At 75.4% G+C, this 17,685-nt stretch carries 5 protein-coding genes; 3 read left to right on the top strand and 2 right to left on the bottom strand.

Annotated features, from left to right (window positions below; all coding sequences use genetic code 11):
- The first annotated feature begins 272 nt into the window (after positions 1-272).
- The 3 genes from ACIO5D_RS31260 to ACIO5D_RS31250 all read left to right on the top strand — a co-directional run bounded on the left by ACIO5D_RS31260 (position 273) and on the right by ACIO5D_RS31250 (position 12,401).
- Positions 273-3,332 carry an amino acid adenylation domain-containing protein gene (locus ACIO5D_RS31260; RefSeq protein WP_400799284.1) on the top strand — a complete coding sequence of 1,020 codons (3,060 nt, stop codon included), beginning with the start codon at positions 273-275 and terminating at the stop codon, positions 3,330-3,332.
- Positions 3,333-3,468: 136 nt separating this feature from the next.
- Positions 3,469-9,153 carry an amino acid adenylation domain-containing protein gene (locus tag ACIO5D_RS31255; protein ID WP_400799282.1) on the top strand — a complete coding sequence of 1,895 codons (5,685 nt, stop codon included), beginning with the start codon at positions 3,469-3,471 and terminating at the stop codon, positions 9,151-9,153.
- Positions 9,150-12,401, top strand: coding sequence for an amino acid adenylation domain-containing protein (locus ACIO5D_RS31250; protein WP_400799280.1), 3,252 nt, complete (start codon positions 9,150-9,152; stop codon positions 12,399-12,401). The genes ACIO5D_RS31255 and ACIO5D_RS31250 overlap by 4 nt, the downstream gene beginning before the upstream one ends.
- Positions 12,402-12,482: 81 nt before the next feature.
- On the opposite strand, the gene ACIO5D_RS31245 is transcribed toward ACIO5D_RS31250, so the two are convergent.
- Entirely contained in the window at positions 12,483-14,006 is a 1,524-nt protein-coding gene (locus ACIO5D_RS31245) for a serine hydrolase domain-containing protein (protein WP_400799278.1), read from the bottom strand.
- Positions 14,007-14,245: 239 nt separating this feature from the next.
- Positions 14,246-17,287 (bottom strand): AMP-binding protein, encoded by a 3,042-nt coding sequence (locus ACIO5D_RS31240; RefSeq protein WP_400799321.1) that lies wholly within the window; start codon positions 17,285-17,287, stop codon positions 14,246-14,248.
- Between the last annotated feature and the right edge of the window lie 398 nt (positions 17,288-17,685).

Here is a 17,685-nt window from a genome sequence, read left to right as displayed (position 1 = left end):
TTCACGGGGGGAAGACCGGATCCGTTTCGGCGCATCAGGGGGGTGATCCTGGGATGCCGGGCGGGCCGGGCCGCAGCGGCCTGTCGGCCGGTCCCGGGGGCGGGCCGGACACCACCCGGCGGCCGTGCCGTCAACAAGCCCGGGGTCGCCATCGTTGTCGCCGTCCGGGTGCGCGCCCCGCACCGTTCTCCGACTGTCGAAGCGAGCCGCAGATGCCTGAACTCCTCCCCGCGTCCGACCCTGTCGCTCCGGCACCGCCCGTATCGCCCGCTGTGCCGGCTTCGCCCGCCCAGCAGGGGATCTGGCTGACCGAGCGGCTGGGCCTCGCCCGCGAGGCGTTCCACATGCCCGTCCGGATCTCCTTCGACCGGATCGACGCCGAGGCGCTCGCCCGCGCGGTCGACGCCGTGACGCGACGTCACCGGACGCTTTCGGCGCGGCTGGTGGAGCGCGGCGGACAGGTCGTGCTCGAACCGGCCGACCGGGAAGCCCGGTTGGAGCTGGTGGACGCCTCCGCGGACGCCATCGGCGGTCTGGAGAAGCGCCTGGCCGAGGAGACCGCCCGCCCCTTCGACCTGGAGACCGGCCCGCTCGCGCGGTTCACCCTCTACCACGGGCCCGGCGGGGCCGCCGAGTTGCTGGTCGTCGCCCACCACGCGGTCTTCGACGGCAACTCCAAGGACATCCTGGTCGCCGACCTCGCGACCGCCTACGGCGAGGCCCTGTCCGGCGCCACCCCCACCCTCCCCGGCCCACCGGCACCAGCACCAGCACTGATACCGGCACCGGCCGCACCGGACCTCGTCCGGCGCGCCGCCGACCGGTACGGCCCGCGCTGGGCCGCCGCCACCGAACCCGTGCTCCCCGGAGCCCCGCGCGCGACCACCGCCGCCGGGCCGGGCGAGGCCGTCGGCCACCGGCTGGACGCCGCCGGGCGCGCGGCCCTGGACGCGGCCGCCCGGGAAACCGGCGTCACCGTCTTCGAGTTCGTCCTCGCCGCCCTGCACGCCCTGCTGCGCCGGTACGGCGGCGAGGCCGTGCCGGTCTCCGCCCCGCTCTCCACCCGCACCCCCGAACAGGCCGGTGAGCTGGGGCCGTTCGTCAACGAGCTGCCCGTGCACGCCCCGACCGGCCTGCCCGCCGAAGCACCCTTCGCCGACCACGCCCGGGCCGTCCGCGCCGAACTGCGCGGCGGCTACCCCTTCCGCACCGTGCCGTTCGGTACGGCCGTAGGCGGGCTCACCCCCCGGATCGGCCTGGCCCCCGTCTCCCTCGGCTACCGGAGAAGGACCGACCGGGAGCCCCGGTTCGCCGGCACCGACGCGCGGACCGACTGGGCCGTGTACAACCGCACCGCCCGCAACACCCTGCACCTCCAGGCCGTCGAAACCACCGACGGCATCGACTTCTCCCTCCAGTACGACCCGTCGGTGCTCGCCCCCGAGACCGCTCAGCGCATCGCCGGCCACTACACCACCCTGCTGGCCGCCGCCGTCGCCGACCCGGACACCGCGGTCGACGCGCTGCCGCTGCTGGACGCCGCCGAGCACCACCTGGTCACCGAGGCCTGGAACGACACCGCCCGGGCCTACCCGGCCGACCGCACCGCCCTCGACCTGGTACGCGCCCAGGCCGCCGCCACCCCGGAGGCCGTCGCCGTCACCGCCGGCGGGACCCACCTCACCTACCGCCGGCTGATCGCCCGCGCCGACGACCTGGCGCAGGCGCTGACCGCCGCCGGGATCCGGCCCGGCGACCTGGTCGGCCTGCACCTCGACCGCACCGCCGACCTGCCGGCCGCGCTGCTCGCCGTCCACGCCGCGGGCGCCGCCTACCTGCCGCTCGACCCCGGCTACCCCGCCGAGCGGCTGGCGTTCGTCCTCGCCGACTCCGGCGCCGCCCTGCTGCTCACCGACGGCGAGCCCGCACCCGAGGTGGCCGCCGCCGCCCCGGCCGTGCTGCGCCTCGCGGACGCCCGGGGCGGCGGCGAGGCCGTACGCACCGAGCCGGGGAACGTCGCCTATGTGCTGTACACCTCGGGGTCGACGGGGCGACCGAAGGGGGTGGCGGTGGGGCACCGGGCGTTGGTGAACCTGCTGACGTCGTTCGCGGACCGGCTGGGGTCGGGGGCGGGGGACGTGTGGCTGGGTCTGACGTCGTTGTCGTTCGACATCTCGGGTCTGGAGCTGTGGCTTCCGCTGGTGACGGGCGGCCGGCTGGTGGTGGCGGCCGGGGGTCTGGCGGTGGACGGTGCGGGGCTGCGGGCGCTGGTGGCCGGGGAGGGGGTGACGCATGTGCAGGCGACGCCGTCGGGCTGGCGGGTGCTGCTGGCGGGCGGGCCGGTGCCGGGGGGTGTGACGGCCCTGGTGGGCGGCGAGGCGCTGCCGTTGCCGCTGGCGCGGGAGCTGCGGGCGGCCGTGGGCCGGTTGTTCAATGTGTACGGGCCGACCGAGACGACGGTGTGGTCGACGTGCGCGGAGGTCGCGGCGGAGCCGGAATCGGTGGGGATCGGGCGGCCGATCGCCAACACCCGGGCGTATGTGCTGGACGGGCGGCGCCGCCCGGTGCCGGTGGGCGTGGCGGGTGAGCTGTATCTGGGCGGTGACGGCGTCGCGGAGGGCTATCTCGGGCGCCCGGAGCTGACCGCGGAGCGCTTCGTGACGGATCCGTTCGGCGGGCCGGGGGACCGGCTGTACCGGACGGGCGACCTGGCGGCCTGGACGACCGGGGGTGAGCTCGCCTTCCTGGGGCGGATCGACGACCAGGTGAAGATCCGCGGCCACCGGATCGAACTCGGCGAGATCGAGGCGGCGCTGCTGGAACACCCGGCCGTCGCCGAGGCCGCCACCGCCGTGCACGAGGAGAACCCCGGCGAGCCCTTCCTCGCCGGCTACCTCGTCCCCGCCCCCGGCACCGCCGCGCCGGCCCCCGCCGAACTGCGCGAGCACCTGCTCCGCACCCTGCCCGGCTACATGATCCCGCAGCGCTTCCTGACCCTCGAACGGCTGCCCCTCACCCCCAACGGCAAGCTCGACCGCCGTGCCCTGCCCGTCCCGCCCCGCGAGACACCGGCCGCCACCGACCCCGGGCAGGCCCCGGGCGACGCCCTCGACGAGGTGACCGCGACCGTCCTGCGGATCTGGTCCGAGGTGCTGGACCTGCCCGACCTCGGCCCGGACGAGGACCTGTTCGACCTCGGCGGCCACTCACTGACGATCATCCAGATCAGCGCCCGGATCCGCGCCGCGCTCGGCGTGGAGCTCGCCTTCGACGTCTTCTTCGACGTCCCGACCCCGGCCGGCATCGCCGCCGCCGTCCGCGAGCACCTCTGATCCCGGGGCGGCCCGGGTGGGCGACGGCCGGCCCCGCGGCCCGCCGTCGCCCACCCGGGCGCCCGCCCCTGCCCGACGCACGTTCCGCCCGCCTCACACGGTCCGCTTCCCCGCCGTGCGCCCGAATGGAATACCGATGACCGATACCCAGGACCTGCCTGCCGACTGGTCCGCGACCAAGCGCGCCCTGCTCGCCCAGCGCCTGCGCGGTTCCGCCGCGCCCGCCAGAGCGGTCGACCCCCGGCCCGCCGGGACGGTTCCGCCGCTCTCCAGCGGCCAGGAACGGCTCTGGTTCATGGAGCAGTTCGCGCCCGGCAGCACGGCGTACGCGCTGGCGCCGGCCCGGCGGCTGCGCGGCCCCCTCGACCGGGCCGCGCTGGACGCGGCGCTGACCGGGCTGGTGGCCCGGCACGAGGGCCTGCGGATGGCCTTCCCGACCACCGAGGACGGCACCGCCGAGGTGCGCATCGCCGACCCCGCGCCCTTCCCCGCCCGCTTCCTGGACGCCTCCGCCGACCCGGCCCCCGAACGGCGCGCGGCCGACGAGATCGGCGCCCTGGTCACCGAACCCTTCGACCTCGCCGCCGGGCCGCTGCTGCGCGTCCTGCTGGTGCGGATCGCCGAGGAGGACCACGTCCTCGCCCTGGTGATGCACCACATCATCTGCGACGGCTGGTCGATCGACATCCTGAACCGCGAGATCGACGCCCTGTACGCCCAGCACGCGCACGGCACCCCGGCGGAACTCCCCGCCCTCGAGGTCCAGTTCGGTGACTACGCCCGCTGGCAGCGGGACCGGCTGGAGAACGGCCCGCTCGCCGCCTCCCGGGACTACTGGCGGGCCGAACTCGACGGCGTCCCCGCGCTGGAACTGCCCACCGACCGGCCCCGCCCGCCGCTGCTCACCTTCGACGGCGCCGCGCTGGAGTTCCACTGGGGCGAGGAACTGGCCAACGGCGTCCGGGAGTTGTCGCGCGCGTACGGGGCCTCCCCGTACATGGTGCTGATGGCCGCGCTCCAGGTCCTGCTCGGCAGACACTCCGGCCAGCGGGACTTCGCGATCGGCTCGGCCGTGGCCGGCCGGCTCCACCGCGAACTGGAAGGCGTGGTCGGGGCCTTCGTCAACATGCTGCCGATCCGGGCCCGGCTGGACGAGGAGCTGGGCTTCGGACGGCTGGTCGGCCGGGTGCGCGAGACGACGCTGAACGCGTACGCGCACCAGGAGGTGCCGTTCGAGCAGATGGTGGCGGACCTGGAGGTCGAGCGGGACGTCAGCCGCTCGGCGGTCTTCCAGGTGACGTTCGCGTTCCAGAACTACGGCGACCGCGCGGCCGCAGGCGCCGCCCCGGCGCTCGACTCCGAGGGCTTCGGGTACGAGGCCACCACCACCCACGGCGACCTCGCCCTCTACATGCGGGAGAAGAAGGACGGCGGGCTCTACGGCCTCCTCACCTACCGGACCGACCTCTTCGACGACGTCACCGTCCAGCGGCTCGCCGAGCGCTTCGAGCTGCTGGTCACCGCCGCCGTCGCCGACCCCGACCTGCCGGTCTCCCGGCTCCCGCTGCTGACGGCGGGGGAGCGGCGGGACGTGCTGGAGCGGTGGGCCGTCGGCCCGGAGCTGCCGGAGGGCGGTCCGGCGACGCTGACGGCCCTGCTGGCCGGGACGGCGGCGCGGACACCGGCGGCGCCGGCCCTGGTCTTCGAGGACCGGGTGGTGACGTACGGGGAGCTGGAGGCCAGGGCCAACGGGCTGGCCCGGCGGCTGCGGTCGCTGGGGGTGGGCCGGGACGACCGGGTGGCGGTCTGCCTGGAGCAGTCGCCGGAGCTGGCGGTGGCGCTGGTCGCGGTGCTGAAGGCCGGTGGCGGCTATCTGCCCCTGGACCCGGAGCAGCCGCCGGCCCGGCTGGCGCACCTGGTGGCGGACGCGGGTGTGCGGGTGCTGGTCACGGACTCGGTGCTGCGTGAGCGCTTCGGCGACCACTCCGGTGCCCAGGTGCTGACCGACGTCGACGACCTCACCGGCGACGACGGGCCGCTGGCGGAGGTCTCGGGGCCGGACGACCTGGCGTACGTGATCTACACCTCGGGCTCGACCGGGACGCCCAAGGGCGTGGCGGTGCAGCACCGGCAGATCCTGAACTACCTGGCGGGTGTGCGGGAGCGGTTGCGGGTCGAGCCGGACGCCTCCTACGGACTGCTGCAGTCCCTGTCGTTCGACTTCAGCATCACGATGCTCTACCTGGCGCTGTCCACCGGAGGACGGGTGCATCTGCTGCCGCGCCGGATCGCCGGGGTCGAACTCGCCGACGCCGTCGAGACGCTGGGGATCGACTATCTCAAGATGACGCCCTCGCACCTGGCGGCGCTGACGGCGGACGTGCCGGTGGAGCGGCTGCTGCCGCGCCGGGCGCTGGTGCTGGGCGGGGAGGCGTCGTCCTGGGCGTGGGCCGCGGAACTGGCGCAGCCCGGCCGGTGCGCGGTGTTCAACCACTACGGTCCGACCGAGGCGACGGTCGGGATCACCGTGCACGAGGTGGTGGCCGGCGCGGCGGCCGGGCACGGGAGCACGCCGATCGGCACGCCGCTCGCCGGCGCCCGCTGCTACGTCCTCGACCAGGCGCTCCAGCCGGTGCCGCCGGGGGGGACCGGGGAGCTGTTCCTGGGCGGTGACCGGCTGGCGCGCGGGTATCTGGGCCGCCCGGAGCTGACCGGGGAGCGCTTCGTCGACGACCCGTTCGGCCCGCCCGGCGGGCGGATGTACCGCACCGGCGACCTGGCGCGCTGGCGCGCGGACGGCGCGCTGGACTACCTGGGCCGCAGCGACGACCAGATCAAGGTGCGCGGCTACCGGGTCGAGCCCGGGGAGATCGAGGCGGCGCTGACCGAACTGCCCGGCGTCACCCAGGCCGTCGTCCTGGCCCGCGGTGAGGGCGTCAAGCAGAACCTGGTCGCCTACCTGGAACGGCCCGGCGACCCCGAGCCGCTGGTGCCCGCCGAACTGCGGGCCCGCCTGCTGGACGTGCTGCCGGACTACATGGTCCCGGCCCGGTACGTGTCGCTGGAGGGCTTCCCGCTCCAGGCGCACGGCAAGGTGGACCGCAAGGCGCTGCCCGAACCCGAGGACGGCCCGGTGAGCGGCGCGTTCGTCGAGCCGGACGGCGAGGCCGAGACGCTGATCGCCGCCATGTGGGCCGACCTGCTGGACGTGGAACGGGTCGGCGCGCTGGACGACTTCTTCGAGCTGGGCGGCCACTCCCTGCTCGCCACCCAGGTGGTCGCGCGGCTGAGACGGGCGTTCCCGGAGCTGCCGACACCGGTCGGCGTGATGGACCTCTTCAAGTACCCGACGGTCCGTCAGCTCGCCGCACTGGTGAGCGATCCGCAGGCCGACCGCGGCCCGCGCCGGCTCCTGCACCGCCTCACCCCGGAGCGCCGCCGCACGGCGGGCAGCGTCGTCTGCGCACCGTACGGCGGTGGCAGCGCGCTGATCTACAAGCCGCTGGCGGACGCGCTGCCCGAGGACTGGGCGCTGCACTCGATCGCCGTGCCCGGCCACGAACTGGGCGAGGAGGCGATGGACACCGACGAGGTCGCCGCCCTCTGCGCGCAGGAGATCATCGAGAACGTCGAGGGCAGGGTCGTCCTCTACGGCCACTGCGGCGTCGGCGTGCGGCTGGCGGTGGAGATCGCGCGCCAGGTGGAGGCGGCCGGGCGCGAGATCGAGGCCGTCCACCTGGGCGGGATCTTCCCCTTCGCCCGCCCCCAGGGGCGCGGCGCGGCCGTGGGCGAGTGGTTCGCGGAACTCGCCGACAAGTGGCGCAGCGACCAGGGCATGATCAACGCGCTGGCCGCCGCCGGTCTGGACACCGACGAGGTGGAGGCCGAGCAGCTGCGGCTGATCGTGCGCAACCGCCGGGTCGGGACCAAGGAGGCGGAACGGTACTTCACCCGCCTGTTCGAGAGCGAGGGCGGCACCATCAAGGCGCCCGTCATCGCCGTCTGCGGTGACCGCGACCCGGCGACCGACTTCTACCAGGAGCGGTTCCGCGAGTGGCACCGGATCACCGGCACCACCGCCGTGGTGGTGCTGGACGAGGCCGGGCACTTCTACCTCAAGTACCGCGCGGCCGAGCTGGCCGACATCATCACGACCGTCCACCGCTCCGTCGCCGCCGGCACCGAGGACGCCCACCGCCGCGCCGACGACTCCACCTGGTGGCTGGCCGGCGTCTCGCGGGACGCCGAGGCCCCGGCGCCCGGGACCGAGACCGGGACCGAGGCCAGGACCGGGACCGAGGCCGAACCGAAGGCCGCGCCGATCCGCCCGACCATGCGGCGCTTCCTCACCGTCGCCTCCGGGCAGCAGGTGTCGATGATCGGCTCGGCGCTCACCGAGTTCGCCCTGCCGATCTGGATCTACCTCAAGACCGGCTCCCTCGCCCAGTTCGGACTGCTGGCCGCCTTCGGCCTGGTCCCCGGCATCCTCGCCGCGCCGATCGCGGGCGCCATCGTGGACCGGGGCGACCGCCGCCGGATCATGCTCTACGGCGACATCGCGGCCGGCGCCACCCAGGCGGTGATGCTCGCGCTCTACCTCTCCGGAGGCCTGGAGGTCTGGCACTCCTACGTCCTGATCGGCGTGCTCTCCACCGCGCTGACCTTCCAACGCCTCGCCTGGGGTTCGGCGGTGCCGCAACTCGTCCCCAAGCGCTTCCTCGGCCGGGCCAACGGCGTGGTCCAGATGGCGTTCGGCTTCGCCCAGTTCCTCGTCCCGCTGTTCGCCGTCGGCCTGCTCTCCGCGATCGGCCTCGGCGGCATCCTCACCCTCGACGTGACCAGCTATGTCGTCGCCACCGGCATCACCCTCGCGGTCCGCTTCCCGGACGTGATGGCCTTCAGCCGGCGGGAGAGCGTGGGCGCCGAGATCCGGGCCGGCTTCCACCGGGCCCTCGGCAGCCGCCACTTCCGGGCGATGCTGTTCTTCTTCGCGGTGCTGAACATCTTCCTCTCGCCGCTGTTCCTGCTCACCACCCCGCTGGTGCTCTCCTTCGCCCCGCTCTCGGCGGCCGGCTGGGTCTCGACGGCGGCCGGCGCCGGCGCCGTGCTCGGCGGCATCACCCTGCTGGTCTGGGGCGGCCCGCGCCACCTGCGGCTGCGCGGCGTGCTCCTCTCCACCCTCGCGCTGGCCGCCGCCTGCCTGGTCACCGGCCTGCACCCGTCGATCCTGGTGGTCGCCCTCGGGGCGTTCGGCATGACGTACGGGCTGGCGCTGGTGAACGGCGTCTACGCGACGATCATCCAGACCAAGGTGCCGCTGCGCTTCCACGGTCGCGTGATCGCCGTCAACACCATGGTCGCCTGGTCCACCCTGCCGGTCGGGTTCGCGCTGGTGGCGCCGTTCGGGCCGAAGCTGCTCCAGCCGCTGATGGACGAGGACGGCGCGCTCGCCTCCACCGTCGGCCAGGTCATCGGTACCGGCGAGGGCCGCGGCATCGGCCTGCTCTACCTGGTGTTCGGCCTGGCCATGGCCGCCCTGGCGCTGATCTGCCTCTGCATCCCGGTGCTCGCCCGGTTCGACCAGGAGGTGCCGGACGCCGAGTCCGACGACCTGGTGGGCCTGGAGGCCGTCCAGGCCCGCGTCCGGCAGACCACCCGGCCCGCCGCCCAGTCCGCCGCCCGGTCCACTCTCCAGCCCACCGTCGAGCCCACCACCCAGCCTGCCGTCCAGCCCGTCGGCCGGTCCGCCGCCGAGCCCGTCGCCATGGCCGCCGCCACCGTCGCGGCCGTGCACCACCCCGAGAACGAGGTCGCCCGATGACCGGCCCTGACCGCAACGGCGCCGACCGCGCGCCGAGCCCCGTCGCCACCCACCCGCTGACGGACGAGCAGCGCCGGCTCTGGTTCCTCCAGCAACTCCACCCGGACGACGCCGGGTTCAACATGTACCTCAACCGGCGCTGGACCGGCCCGATCGACCCGGCCGCCCTGCGTACCGCGCTCCACCGGCTGACCACCCGGCACGAGATCCTGCGTACCCGCTTCGCGCTCGACGGCGAGGAGCCCGCCCAACTCGTCCAGCCCCCGGCCGAGATCGACCTCGTCCGGGTCGAACTCCCGGACGGCGCCACCGAGCAGGACTTCACCGAGGCCTGCCGCCCGTTCGTCAACGCGCCGTTCGACCTCGCCGCCCGGCCGCCGCTGCGGGCCGCGCTGATCAGCGCCGGAGAGCGGCAGCACGCCCTCTGCGTGGTCCTGCACCACATCGTCTCCGACGGCTGGTCCTTCCGCACCATGTGGCGCGAGCTGCTCGCCCTCTACCGCGAGGCGATCGGCGAGGCGCCCGCCGGCCTGCCGCCACTCGACCTCCAGTACGGCGACTTCGCCCGCGCCGAACGGGCCCGGGCGGACGGCGGGGCCGCCGAGGAGGCGTTCCGCTACTGGACCGAGCGGCTGGCCGGCACCGGCACCCTGCGGATGCCGCTCGACCACCCCAGGCCCGCCGAACCGGCCCACCCGGCCGGGTTCCTCACCGTGGACCTCGACCCCGCGCTCACCGCCGGACTCGACCGGCTGGCCCGCGAACAGCGCTGCACCCCGTTCATGGTGCTGCTCGCCGCCTACCAGAGCGTGCTGGCCCGCTGGACCGGCAGCCACGACTTCGTCGTCGGCACCCCGCTGGCCGGCCGCAACGAGACCGCGTACGAGCCGCTGCTCGGCTACTTCAGCAGGACCGCGGTGATCCGCGCCGATCTCACCGGCGAGCCGGACTTCCGGACCGTCCTGCGCCGGGTCCGCTCCGCCACGCTCGCCGCGCTCGGCCACCAGGACGTGCCCGTCGAGCGGGTCGCGGCCCACCTCGGCCTGCCCGCCGAGGCCGGCGCCGGGCCGCTCTACCAGGCCGTCTTCGTCCACCAGAGCCAGTACGAACTGGCCGACGGCAGCGGCGAGCCGTCGCTGCCCGCCGGCGTCCGCACGGCGAGCATGGACTCGGGCTTCGAGCAGGCCAAGACCGATCTGCTGCTGGACAGCTGGCGCACCGCCGACGGCGGGATGGCGCTCTCCTTCTGCTTCGACCGGGAGGTCTTCGAACGCGCCACCGTCGAGGCGCTCGGCCGGCGCTGCCGCACCCTGTTGTCGCGGGTCGTCGGCGATCCGGAACTCCCGCTGCACGGCGACTGGCTGATCGGTCCGGAGGAGCGTGCCACCCTGCTCGCCCTCGGCACCGGGCCCACCGTACCGGCGGCGCCCGAGGCACCCGACGCGGCCCGGCCGGTGCTGACGCGGTTCGCCGAGCAGGTCGTGGCCCGGCCCTCGGCGCCCGCCCTGGAGTGCGAGGGAGAGCACCTCACGTACGCCGAACTCGACCACCGCTCCACCGTGCTGGCCGGCCTGCTCGGACCGGTGGCCGGCCGGGCGGTGGCGGTCCGGATGGCGCCCTCCTTCGACCTGGTCACCGCGCTGCTGGCGATCTGGAAGGCCGGCGCCGGCTACCTCCCGCTCGACCCCGCCCACCCCGAGGAGCGGCAGCGCCTGATGCTCCACGAGGCCGACGCCGCCCTCCTCCTCACCACCGGCGGACCGCGGCCGGACCTGGGCGTGCCGACCCTCGCGCCGCCCGCCGACTGGACCGCCCACGGGACCGCCGGGCCGCCCGCGCCGTTCGCCCCGTCCGACCCGGCCGGCCTCGCCTACGTCCTCTACACCTCGGGCTCCACCGGCACCCCCAAGGGCGTCGCCGTCGAACACGCCGCGCTCGCCGCCCGCGTCGACTGGATGGCGGGCCCGGACGGCTACGCGCTCCAACCCGCCGACCGGATCGTCCAGTTCGCCTCCATCGGCTTCGACACCCACGCCGAGGAACTCTGGCCCGCCCTCTCCGCCGGCGCCTGCGTCGTGCTGCTCCCCGGCGGCGGCCGGACCCTGCCCGACCTGCTGCGCGGCCCCCAGGGCGCCTCCGTCACCGTGCTCGACCTGCCCACCGCCTACTGGCAGGAGCTGGTCTCGCTTGACGACCAGGCGCCCTGGCCGGCCGCCCTGCGCCTGCTGGTGCTCGGCGGCTCCGAGGCCCGCGCCGACACCGTCGCCCGCTGGCGCGACCGGCACGGCGACACCGTCCGGCTGGTCAACACCTACGGCCCCACCGAGGCCACCGTCATCGTCACCGCCGCCGAACTCGGCGCACCCGACGAGACCCGCCGGCCCCCGCTCGGCCGCCCGCTGCCCGGCGTCCGCCTCTACGTGCTCGACGAGCGCGGCGCCCTGCTCCCGGCCGGCTCCGAGGGCGAGCTGTACATCGCCGGCACCGGCCTCGCCCGCGGCTACCTGAACCGGCCCGAGCTGACCGCGGCCTCGTTCCCGCCGGACCGCTACGCCCCCGACCCGGCGCCCGGCGCCCGCATGTACCGCACCGGCGACCGGGCCCGCTGGCGGGCCGACGGGCAGCTGGAGTACCTCGGCCGCGCCGACGACCAGCTGAAGATCCGCGGCTACCGGATCGAACCCGCCGAGATCGAGGCCGCCCTGACCGCCCACCCGGCGGTCGCCCGCGCCGCCGTCGTGGTCCGCGACGGGCGCCGGCTGCTCGGCTACGCCGTCCCCCGCCCGGGTGCCGCGCTCCGGCCCGCCGAACTGCGCGAGCACCTCGCCCTGCGGCTGCCCGCCTACATGGTCCCCGACACCGTCGTCCCGCTCGACCGGCTGCCGCTGACCGCCAACGGCAAACTCGACACCACCGCACTGCCCGAGCCCGACCCGGCCGCCGGGACGGGCCGCGAGTACCTGGCACCGCGCACCGACGCCGAGCAACTGGTCACCGAGCTGTGGCAGGAGGTGCTCGGGGTGCCCAGGGTAGGCGTGCTGGACGACTTCTTCGAACTCGGCGGCGACTCGCTGCTGGTCACCCGGGTCGCCGCCCGCATCCGGGCCGGGGTCGGCCTGGACGTGCCGATCCGCGACGTCTTCGAGAGCCCCGTCGCGGCGGCCCTCGCCGCCCGGATCGAGGCCCTGCTGATCGCCGAGATCGACGCCCTCACCGAGGCCGAGGCGGCCGGCCGGCTCGCCGGGTAGCCGGCCCGGCGCCCGCGGCCCGGCGTACTGCGGCCCGGCCCCTCGGTGCCGGGGGGCCGGGCCGAAGTTTCACGACCGGACTCAAGCCACCTCGGGCGACGGCGAGTTGGAGGCGGTGGCCGGCGGGAAGGAGTAGACGTTCCCCGGTGAGACGATCTTCGTGATCGCCTGCCCGAACAGGGTCGACGGTTCCTCGCCCTGGTACGAGATGTCGGTGTTCAGCAGGACCACCAGCGTGGCCTGCGCCTGCGGCAGATACACCGTCAGGCTCTGGTACCCCGGCAGCGAGCCGTTGTGCCCGATCCACCCGTGGTTGGAGAACACGCCCAGGCCGTACCCGATGTCCGCCGACGAGGTCGGCAGCGACTTCAGCCGCTCGGCCTGCGTCGCCGGGCTCAGCAGCGAACCGGTGGCCAACTCCTTCGCCCAGGCCTGCAGATCGGACAGGTCGGAGATGACCGCCCCCGCCGCCCACGCCCAGGACGGGTTCCAGTCCGTGGCGTCCGTGACCGACCCGTCCGGCGTCTGGTTGGTGTAGCCGCGCGCGTGCGGCTGCGGGAACGACGCGTCCGTCGGGAACACCGTCCGGTTCAGCCCGGCCGGGTCGAACACCTGCTGCTTCAGGTAGTCGCCGAGCGACTGCCCGCTGAGCTTCTCCACCACCAGGCCGAGCAGCACCGTATTGGTGTTGGAGTACTCGAACCGCGCGCCCGGCGCGAAGTTCGCCGGGTGCTTGAAGCTGTACGCCAGCAACTGCTGCGGCGTGAAGACCCGGTTCGGATCGCCGATCACGGCCTGCGTGAAGTCCGGGTCCGAGGTGTACGGGAAGAGGCCGCTGCGCATCCCGGCCAGCTGCCGCAGGGTGATGGCGTCCCCGTTCGGCACGTCCGGGACGTACGCGGAGACCGGGTCGTCCAGCCCCGCCTTGCCCGCGTCCACCAGCCGCAGCAGGCCGGTCACCGTGAACGTCTTGGTCACACTGCCGATCCGCATGTTCAGCCCGGTGACCATCGGCGTGCCCGCGACCTTGTCGGAGACCCCGAAGGCCCGCTGATAGCTGCCGCCGGGGGTGGTGAGACCGACGATCACACCGGGCACGGACGCCTGGCTGAGCACCTGCTTGACCGCGTCGTCCAGTTTCGCGGTGACGTCGGGGGTGAGCGCCACCACGCCGCCGCCCGACGCGGAGGCAGAACCGGACGGGCCGGCGCTGCCGGACGGGCTCGCCGAACCGGACGGGCTGGCTGAACCGGACGGGCTCGCCGAACCGGACGGGCTGGCAGAACCGGACGGGCTCGCCGAACCCGTGGCACTGGGGGAGCCGGTGGCACCGGGAGAGCCCGTGCCACCGGGGGAACCGCTGCCGGGGGAACCGGGGGAGCCGGCGGGGTACGACACCGACGGGCTCACCGCCGTCGGACTCGGCGCCGTCGGGCTGACCGCCGCCGGAACGGCCGTCACCACCGGCCCGCCCGGGGCGGCCGCCTGCGGGTCACCGGAGCAGCCGGCACCCGCCAGCAGCCCGGTCAGGGCCAGCGCGGCGGCGGTCACCCGCCCGCCGGGGCGGGGAGCGGCGGAGTGCGGCCGTCGTTTCTTCGTCGTCATGTTCGAGGCGCCTCTCTGGCCGGACGGCCCCGGAGCGGCGCTCCACGAGGCCGTGGGGGAGCGATCGCCACCGTATGCGCGCCACGACCGCCCCGCGCGGCGGCCGCCGACCCGCTGGCCCGAACGGACCCACCGCTCAGCCGAGTGCCCCAACCCCGCTGGCGCCCCGCGCCGTTCTCCCCCAGAGTCCCCTGCCCCACCCCCGGGCGGGCCCCGCCGCACCCCGCCCGGACCGCCGGTCAGCAGCCCGCCGCCGAGGCCAGCGCCGCCTCGAACTCCCCGGCCAGCTCCGCGATCGCCGCCGCCGGGAACGCGTACCCGTTGTACCGCAGCCAGCACCGCAGGCTCCCGTCCGGCTGCTCGGCCGCCATCAGCTCCGGCACGTGCAGGTCCCCGCCGGGCAGCGGCCACGGCACCGTCGTGTTGCGCGGCAGTTCCCACTCCTCGCACGCCACCCCCGGCAGCTGCGCCGGCGCGTTCCAGCTCTCGTACCGCAGCCAGGCGGCGAACGGGGCCCGCGGGCTGAACTCGGCGAACGGGTACAGCTGGTGGTCCAGTGCGCCCGTCGAGGCCGCCCGCACCCGGTCCAGCAGCTCGGCGAAACCGGGGGAACCGCTCGCGTCCACCCGCACCAGCAGCGACTGCACGAAGCACCCCACCGCCCGCTCGGCCTCCGGCCGCGGCCGCCCCGGCACCGGCGTCATCAGCACCAGGTCCGGCTGCCCGCTGCGCACCGCCAGCAGCCCGCTCCACACCGCCGCCACCGCCAGGAACGGCGTCGCGCCCAGCTCCGCCGCCCGCGCCCGCAGCGCCTCCGCCCGGTCGGCCGGCACCGTGAACCGGTGCGCGTCACTGAGCACCGTCTCGGTCACCCGACGGCCCGGGAACGGGTCGATCGCCTCCGGCGCCCCCGCCAGCGTCCGCCCGAAGTACGCCCGCGAGACCGGCCAGTGCCCGTTCGACCACTCCACCAGCTCGCGGTACGCCGGGCCCGGCCGGGGCGCCGGCACCGGACGGCCCCGCCGCAGCGCCGAGTACAGCACACCCAGCTCGCGCAGCAGCACCCCCACCGACCAGCCGTCGGCGACGATGTGGTGCACCGCGAGGAGCACGATGTGCTCCTCCGGTCCCCGGCTCACCACCGCCAGCCGGGTCATCGCCCCCTCGGCCAGGTCCGTCAGCCGGTCCCGCTCGGCGATCAGCCGCGCCGAGACCTGCTCGTCGCTCTCCCCGGGCGCCTCCACCAGCAGCACGTCCGCCCGCGGCTCCTCGTCCACCACCGTCCGCACCACGCCCTCCCCGGCGTCCGGCACCGGCACGAACCGGGTACGCAGCGCCGGATGCCGCCGGACCGCCTCGCGCAGCGCCTCGGCCAGCACATCCGTCCGCAGCGCCTCCGTCACCCGGAACACCACGGCCACCGAGCCGACGTTGCGGCCCTGCGCCTCGGCCATCCAGCGCAGGAAGTTCTCCTGCTGCGCGGTGAGCGGCACCTCGTGGGGCTGCGCCCGCAGCGCGCGCAGGAACGGTGACACCTCGGTGTGCTCCCGTACCGGCTCCACCGGTCCGGCCGCCCCCGCCTCGCCGAGCCAGGCGGCCTGGGCCCGCAGCGAGGGCCGCTCGAAGACCAGCGCCGTGCCGGCCGTCACGCCGAACTCGGCGGAGATCGCGGCGGCCAGCTGCACCGCCCGGAAGGAGTCGCCGCCGAGCGCGAAGAACTCCTCCTCGACCGCGCGCACCGGCCGCCCCAGCACCCGCCGCCAGAGCGCGGCCAGCGCCACCTCCCGGTCCGTCGCGGGCGCGGTTCCGGCGCCGTCGTCCGCCGCGGGCTCCGTGAACCGGGCCCGCAGCTCGTGCTTCACCACCTTGCCGCTGGGGTTGCGCGGCAGCCCGTCCGTCACCAGGATCCGCACCGGCAGCTCGGGCCGGGCCAGCCGGGCCCCCAGGAAGAGCCGCAGCGCGTCCACGTCCAGCCCGCCCGCCGCCGGTACCACGGCGGCCACCGGCACACTGCCCATCACCGGGTGCGGCACGCCCAGCGCCGCCGCGTCCGCGACCTGCGGGTGCTCGTGCAGCGCCTCCTCGATCCGCAGCGTGGAGACCTTCAGCGCACCCGACTTGATGATGTCGCTCTCCCGGTCCACCAGGTACAGGAAACCGTCCTGGTCCAGCCGGCCGAGATCGCCCATCCGCACCCAGCCGTCCCGGAAGACCGCCTCCGACCGCTCGGCCGCGCCCACGTACCCGCGCGGCGGTCCTGGCTGGCGCAGCCAGATCTCCCCGGTGCCGCCCGGTGGCACCGGCTCGCCGTCGGCGCCGAGGACGCGCAGGTCGGCCGGATCGGCCGGGCGGCCCACCGAGCCGGGCCTGCGGGTGTCGACGATGGCCGAGATCTGGGCGGGCGAGGCCTCGGCGGAGGTGTAGGTGTTGACCAGGGTGGCCTTCGGCAGCGCGGCGGCCAGCCCGGCGGCCACCGCCCCCGGCAGCGCCGCGGCAGAACAGCTGACCAGCAGCACGCCGCCCAGGTCGCGCCGCCCGGCGACACCCGAGTTCAGCAGCTCCACGGCCATCGACGGAACCAGGAAGACGGTGCCCGCCCGGTACTCCTCCACCACCCGTCCGAACTCCTCCGCGTCGAAGCGGGGCAGGCAGATCGTGGCCGGCTGCGCGGTGAGCGCGTTCACCAGCACCACCTGGGCGGCGTTGGTCCCGATCGGAAAGGCGTGCACCGCGAACCGGGAGTGGGCGTACGGGCGCGGCCGCGGGTCGGCCACCAGCCCGGCGGTGAGGCTGGCGTGCGCGGCACGCACGCCCTTGGGCGCGCCGGTCGTGCCGGAGGTGCCGATCACCTGGGCGACGTCCCCGGGCGCCGGCCGGTGTGGCGGCTCCCCGCCGGGACCACCGGCGGCCGTCAGCGCGTCCAGCCGGAACGAGGCGAGCCCGGCGGCGGCGCCGCGGCCCTCCCCGGGCGAGTCGCCGGATATCGCCCAGCACGCCCCGGCGGCCGCGACCAGCCGGTCGGTGTCGCCCTGCGACAGGTCCTCGCGGATCACCAGCGCCGCCGCCCCGGCGTAGTGGGCGGCCAGGAACGCGACGGCGTACCCGTCCCACTCCCGGTTGGCGAACAGCAGGGCGATCCGGTCGCCCGGCCGCACCCCGGCCCGGGCCAGCCCGTGTGCCGTCCGTACCGCCCGCTCCCGCCACCGCCCGTAGGTGAGGGAGCCGCCGCCCGGCACCAGCAGGGCCACCCGCTCGGGATGCCGGGCTGCCCGGTGGTCCAGCAGATCGGGGAGGGTGAGCGGCGGGTGCGCGGTGCGGGCGGTGCTCTGGGCGTTGATGACGACTCCCGGGATGGCCGGCTGCGGGGCGGTGCGACCGCGGGCCTCCCGGGTCGCCGACTGGTCCAGACCGTAGCGGAGCCGTGAAGCCGTGCGCTACACCTCACTACACATCGTCAAGGATCTTCACGGCCAAGGAAGTTCGCCCCCGGACGGTTCCGGGCGCCCGCCGCCCACTCGTCGCTCGCCCCTTGGGCGCTCCCTTGGGCGCGCCGTCGGGCGCTCCGCCGAACGGGTGCCGCCCGGCACGCCGCACCGCCCACCGGGCCGGGCTCGGGCACGATCGTTTAGCCCAGCTGTGGCGGCCCTTAAGAATTCCTCGATGGACCGCACCCCCTCCC

Origin of the sequence: Kitasatospora sp. NPDC087315, from assembly GCF_044744345.1 — a bacterium.
Taxonomy (GTDB): Bacteria; Actinomycetota; Actinomycetes; order Streptomycetales; family Streptomycetaceae; genus Kitasatospora.
Note: the sequence above shows the minus strand (reverse complement) of the source record. Positions and strands in the feature narration are given on the sequence as shown.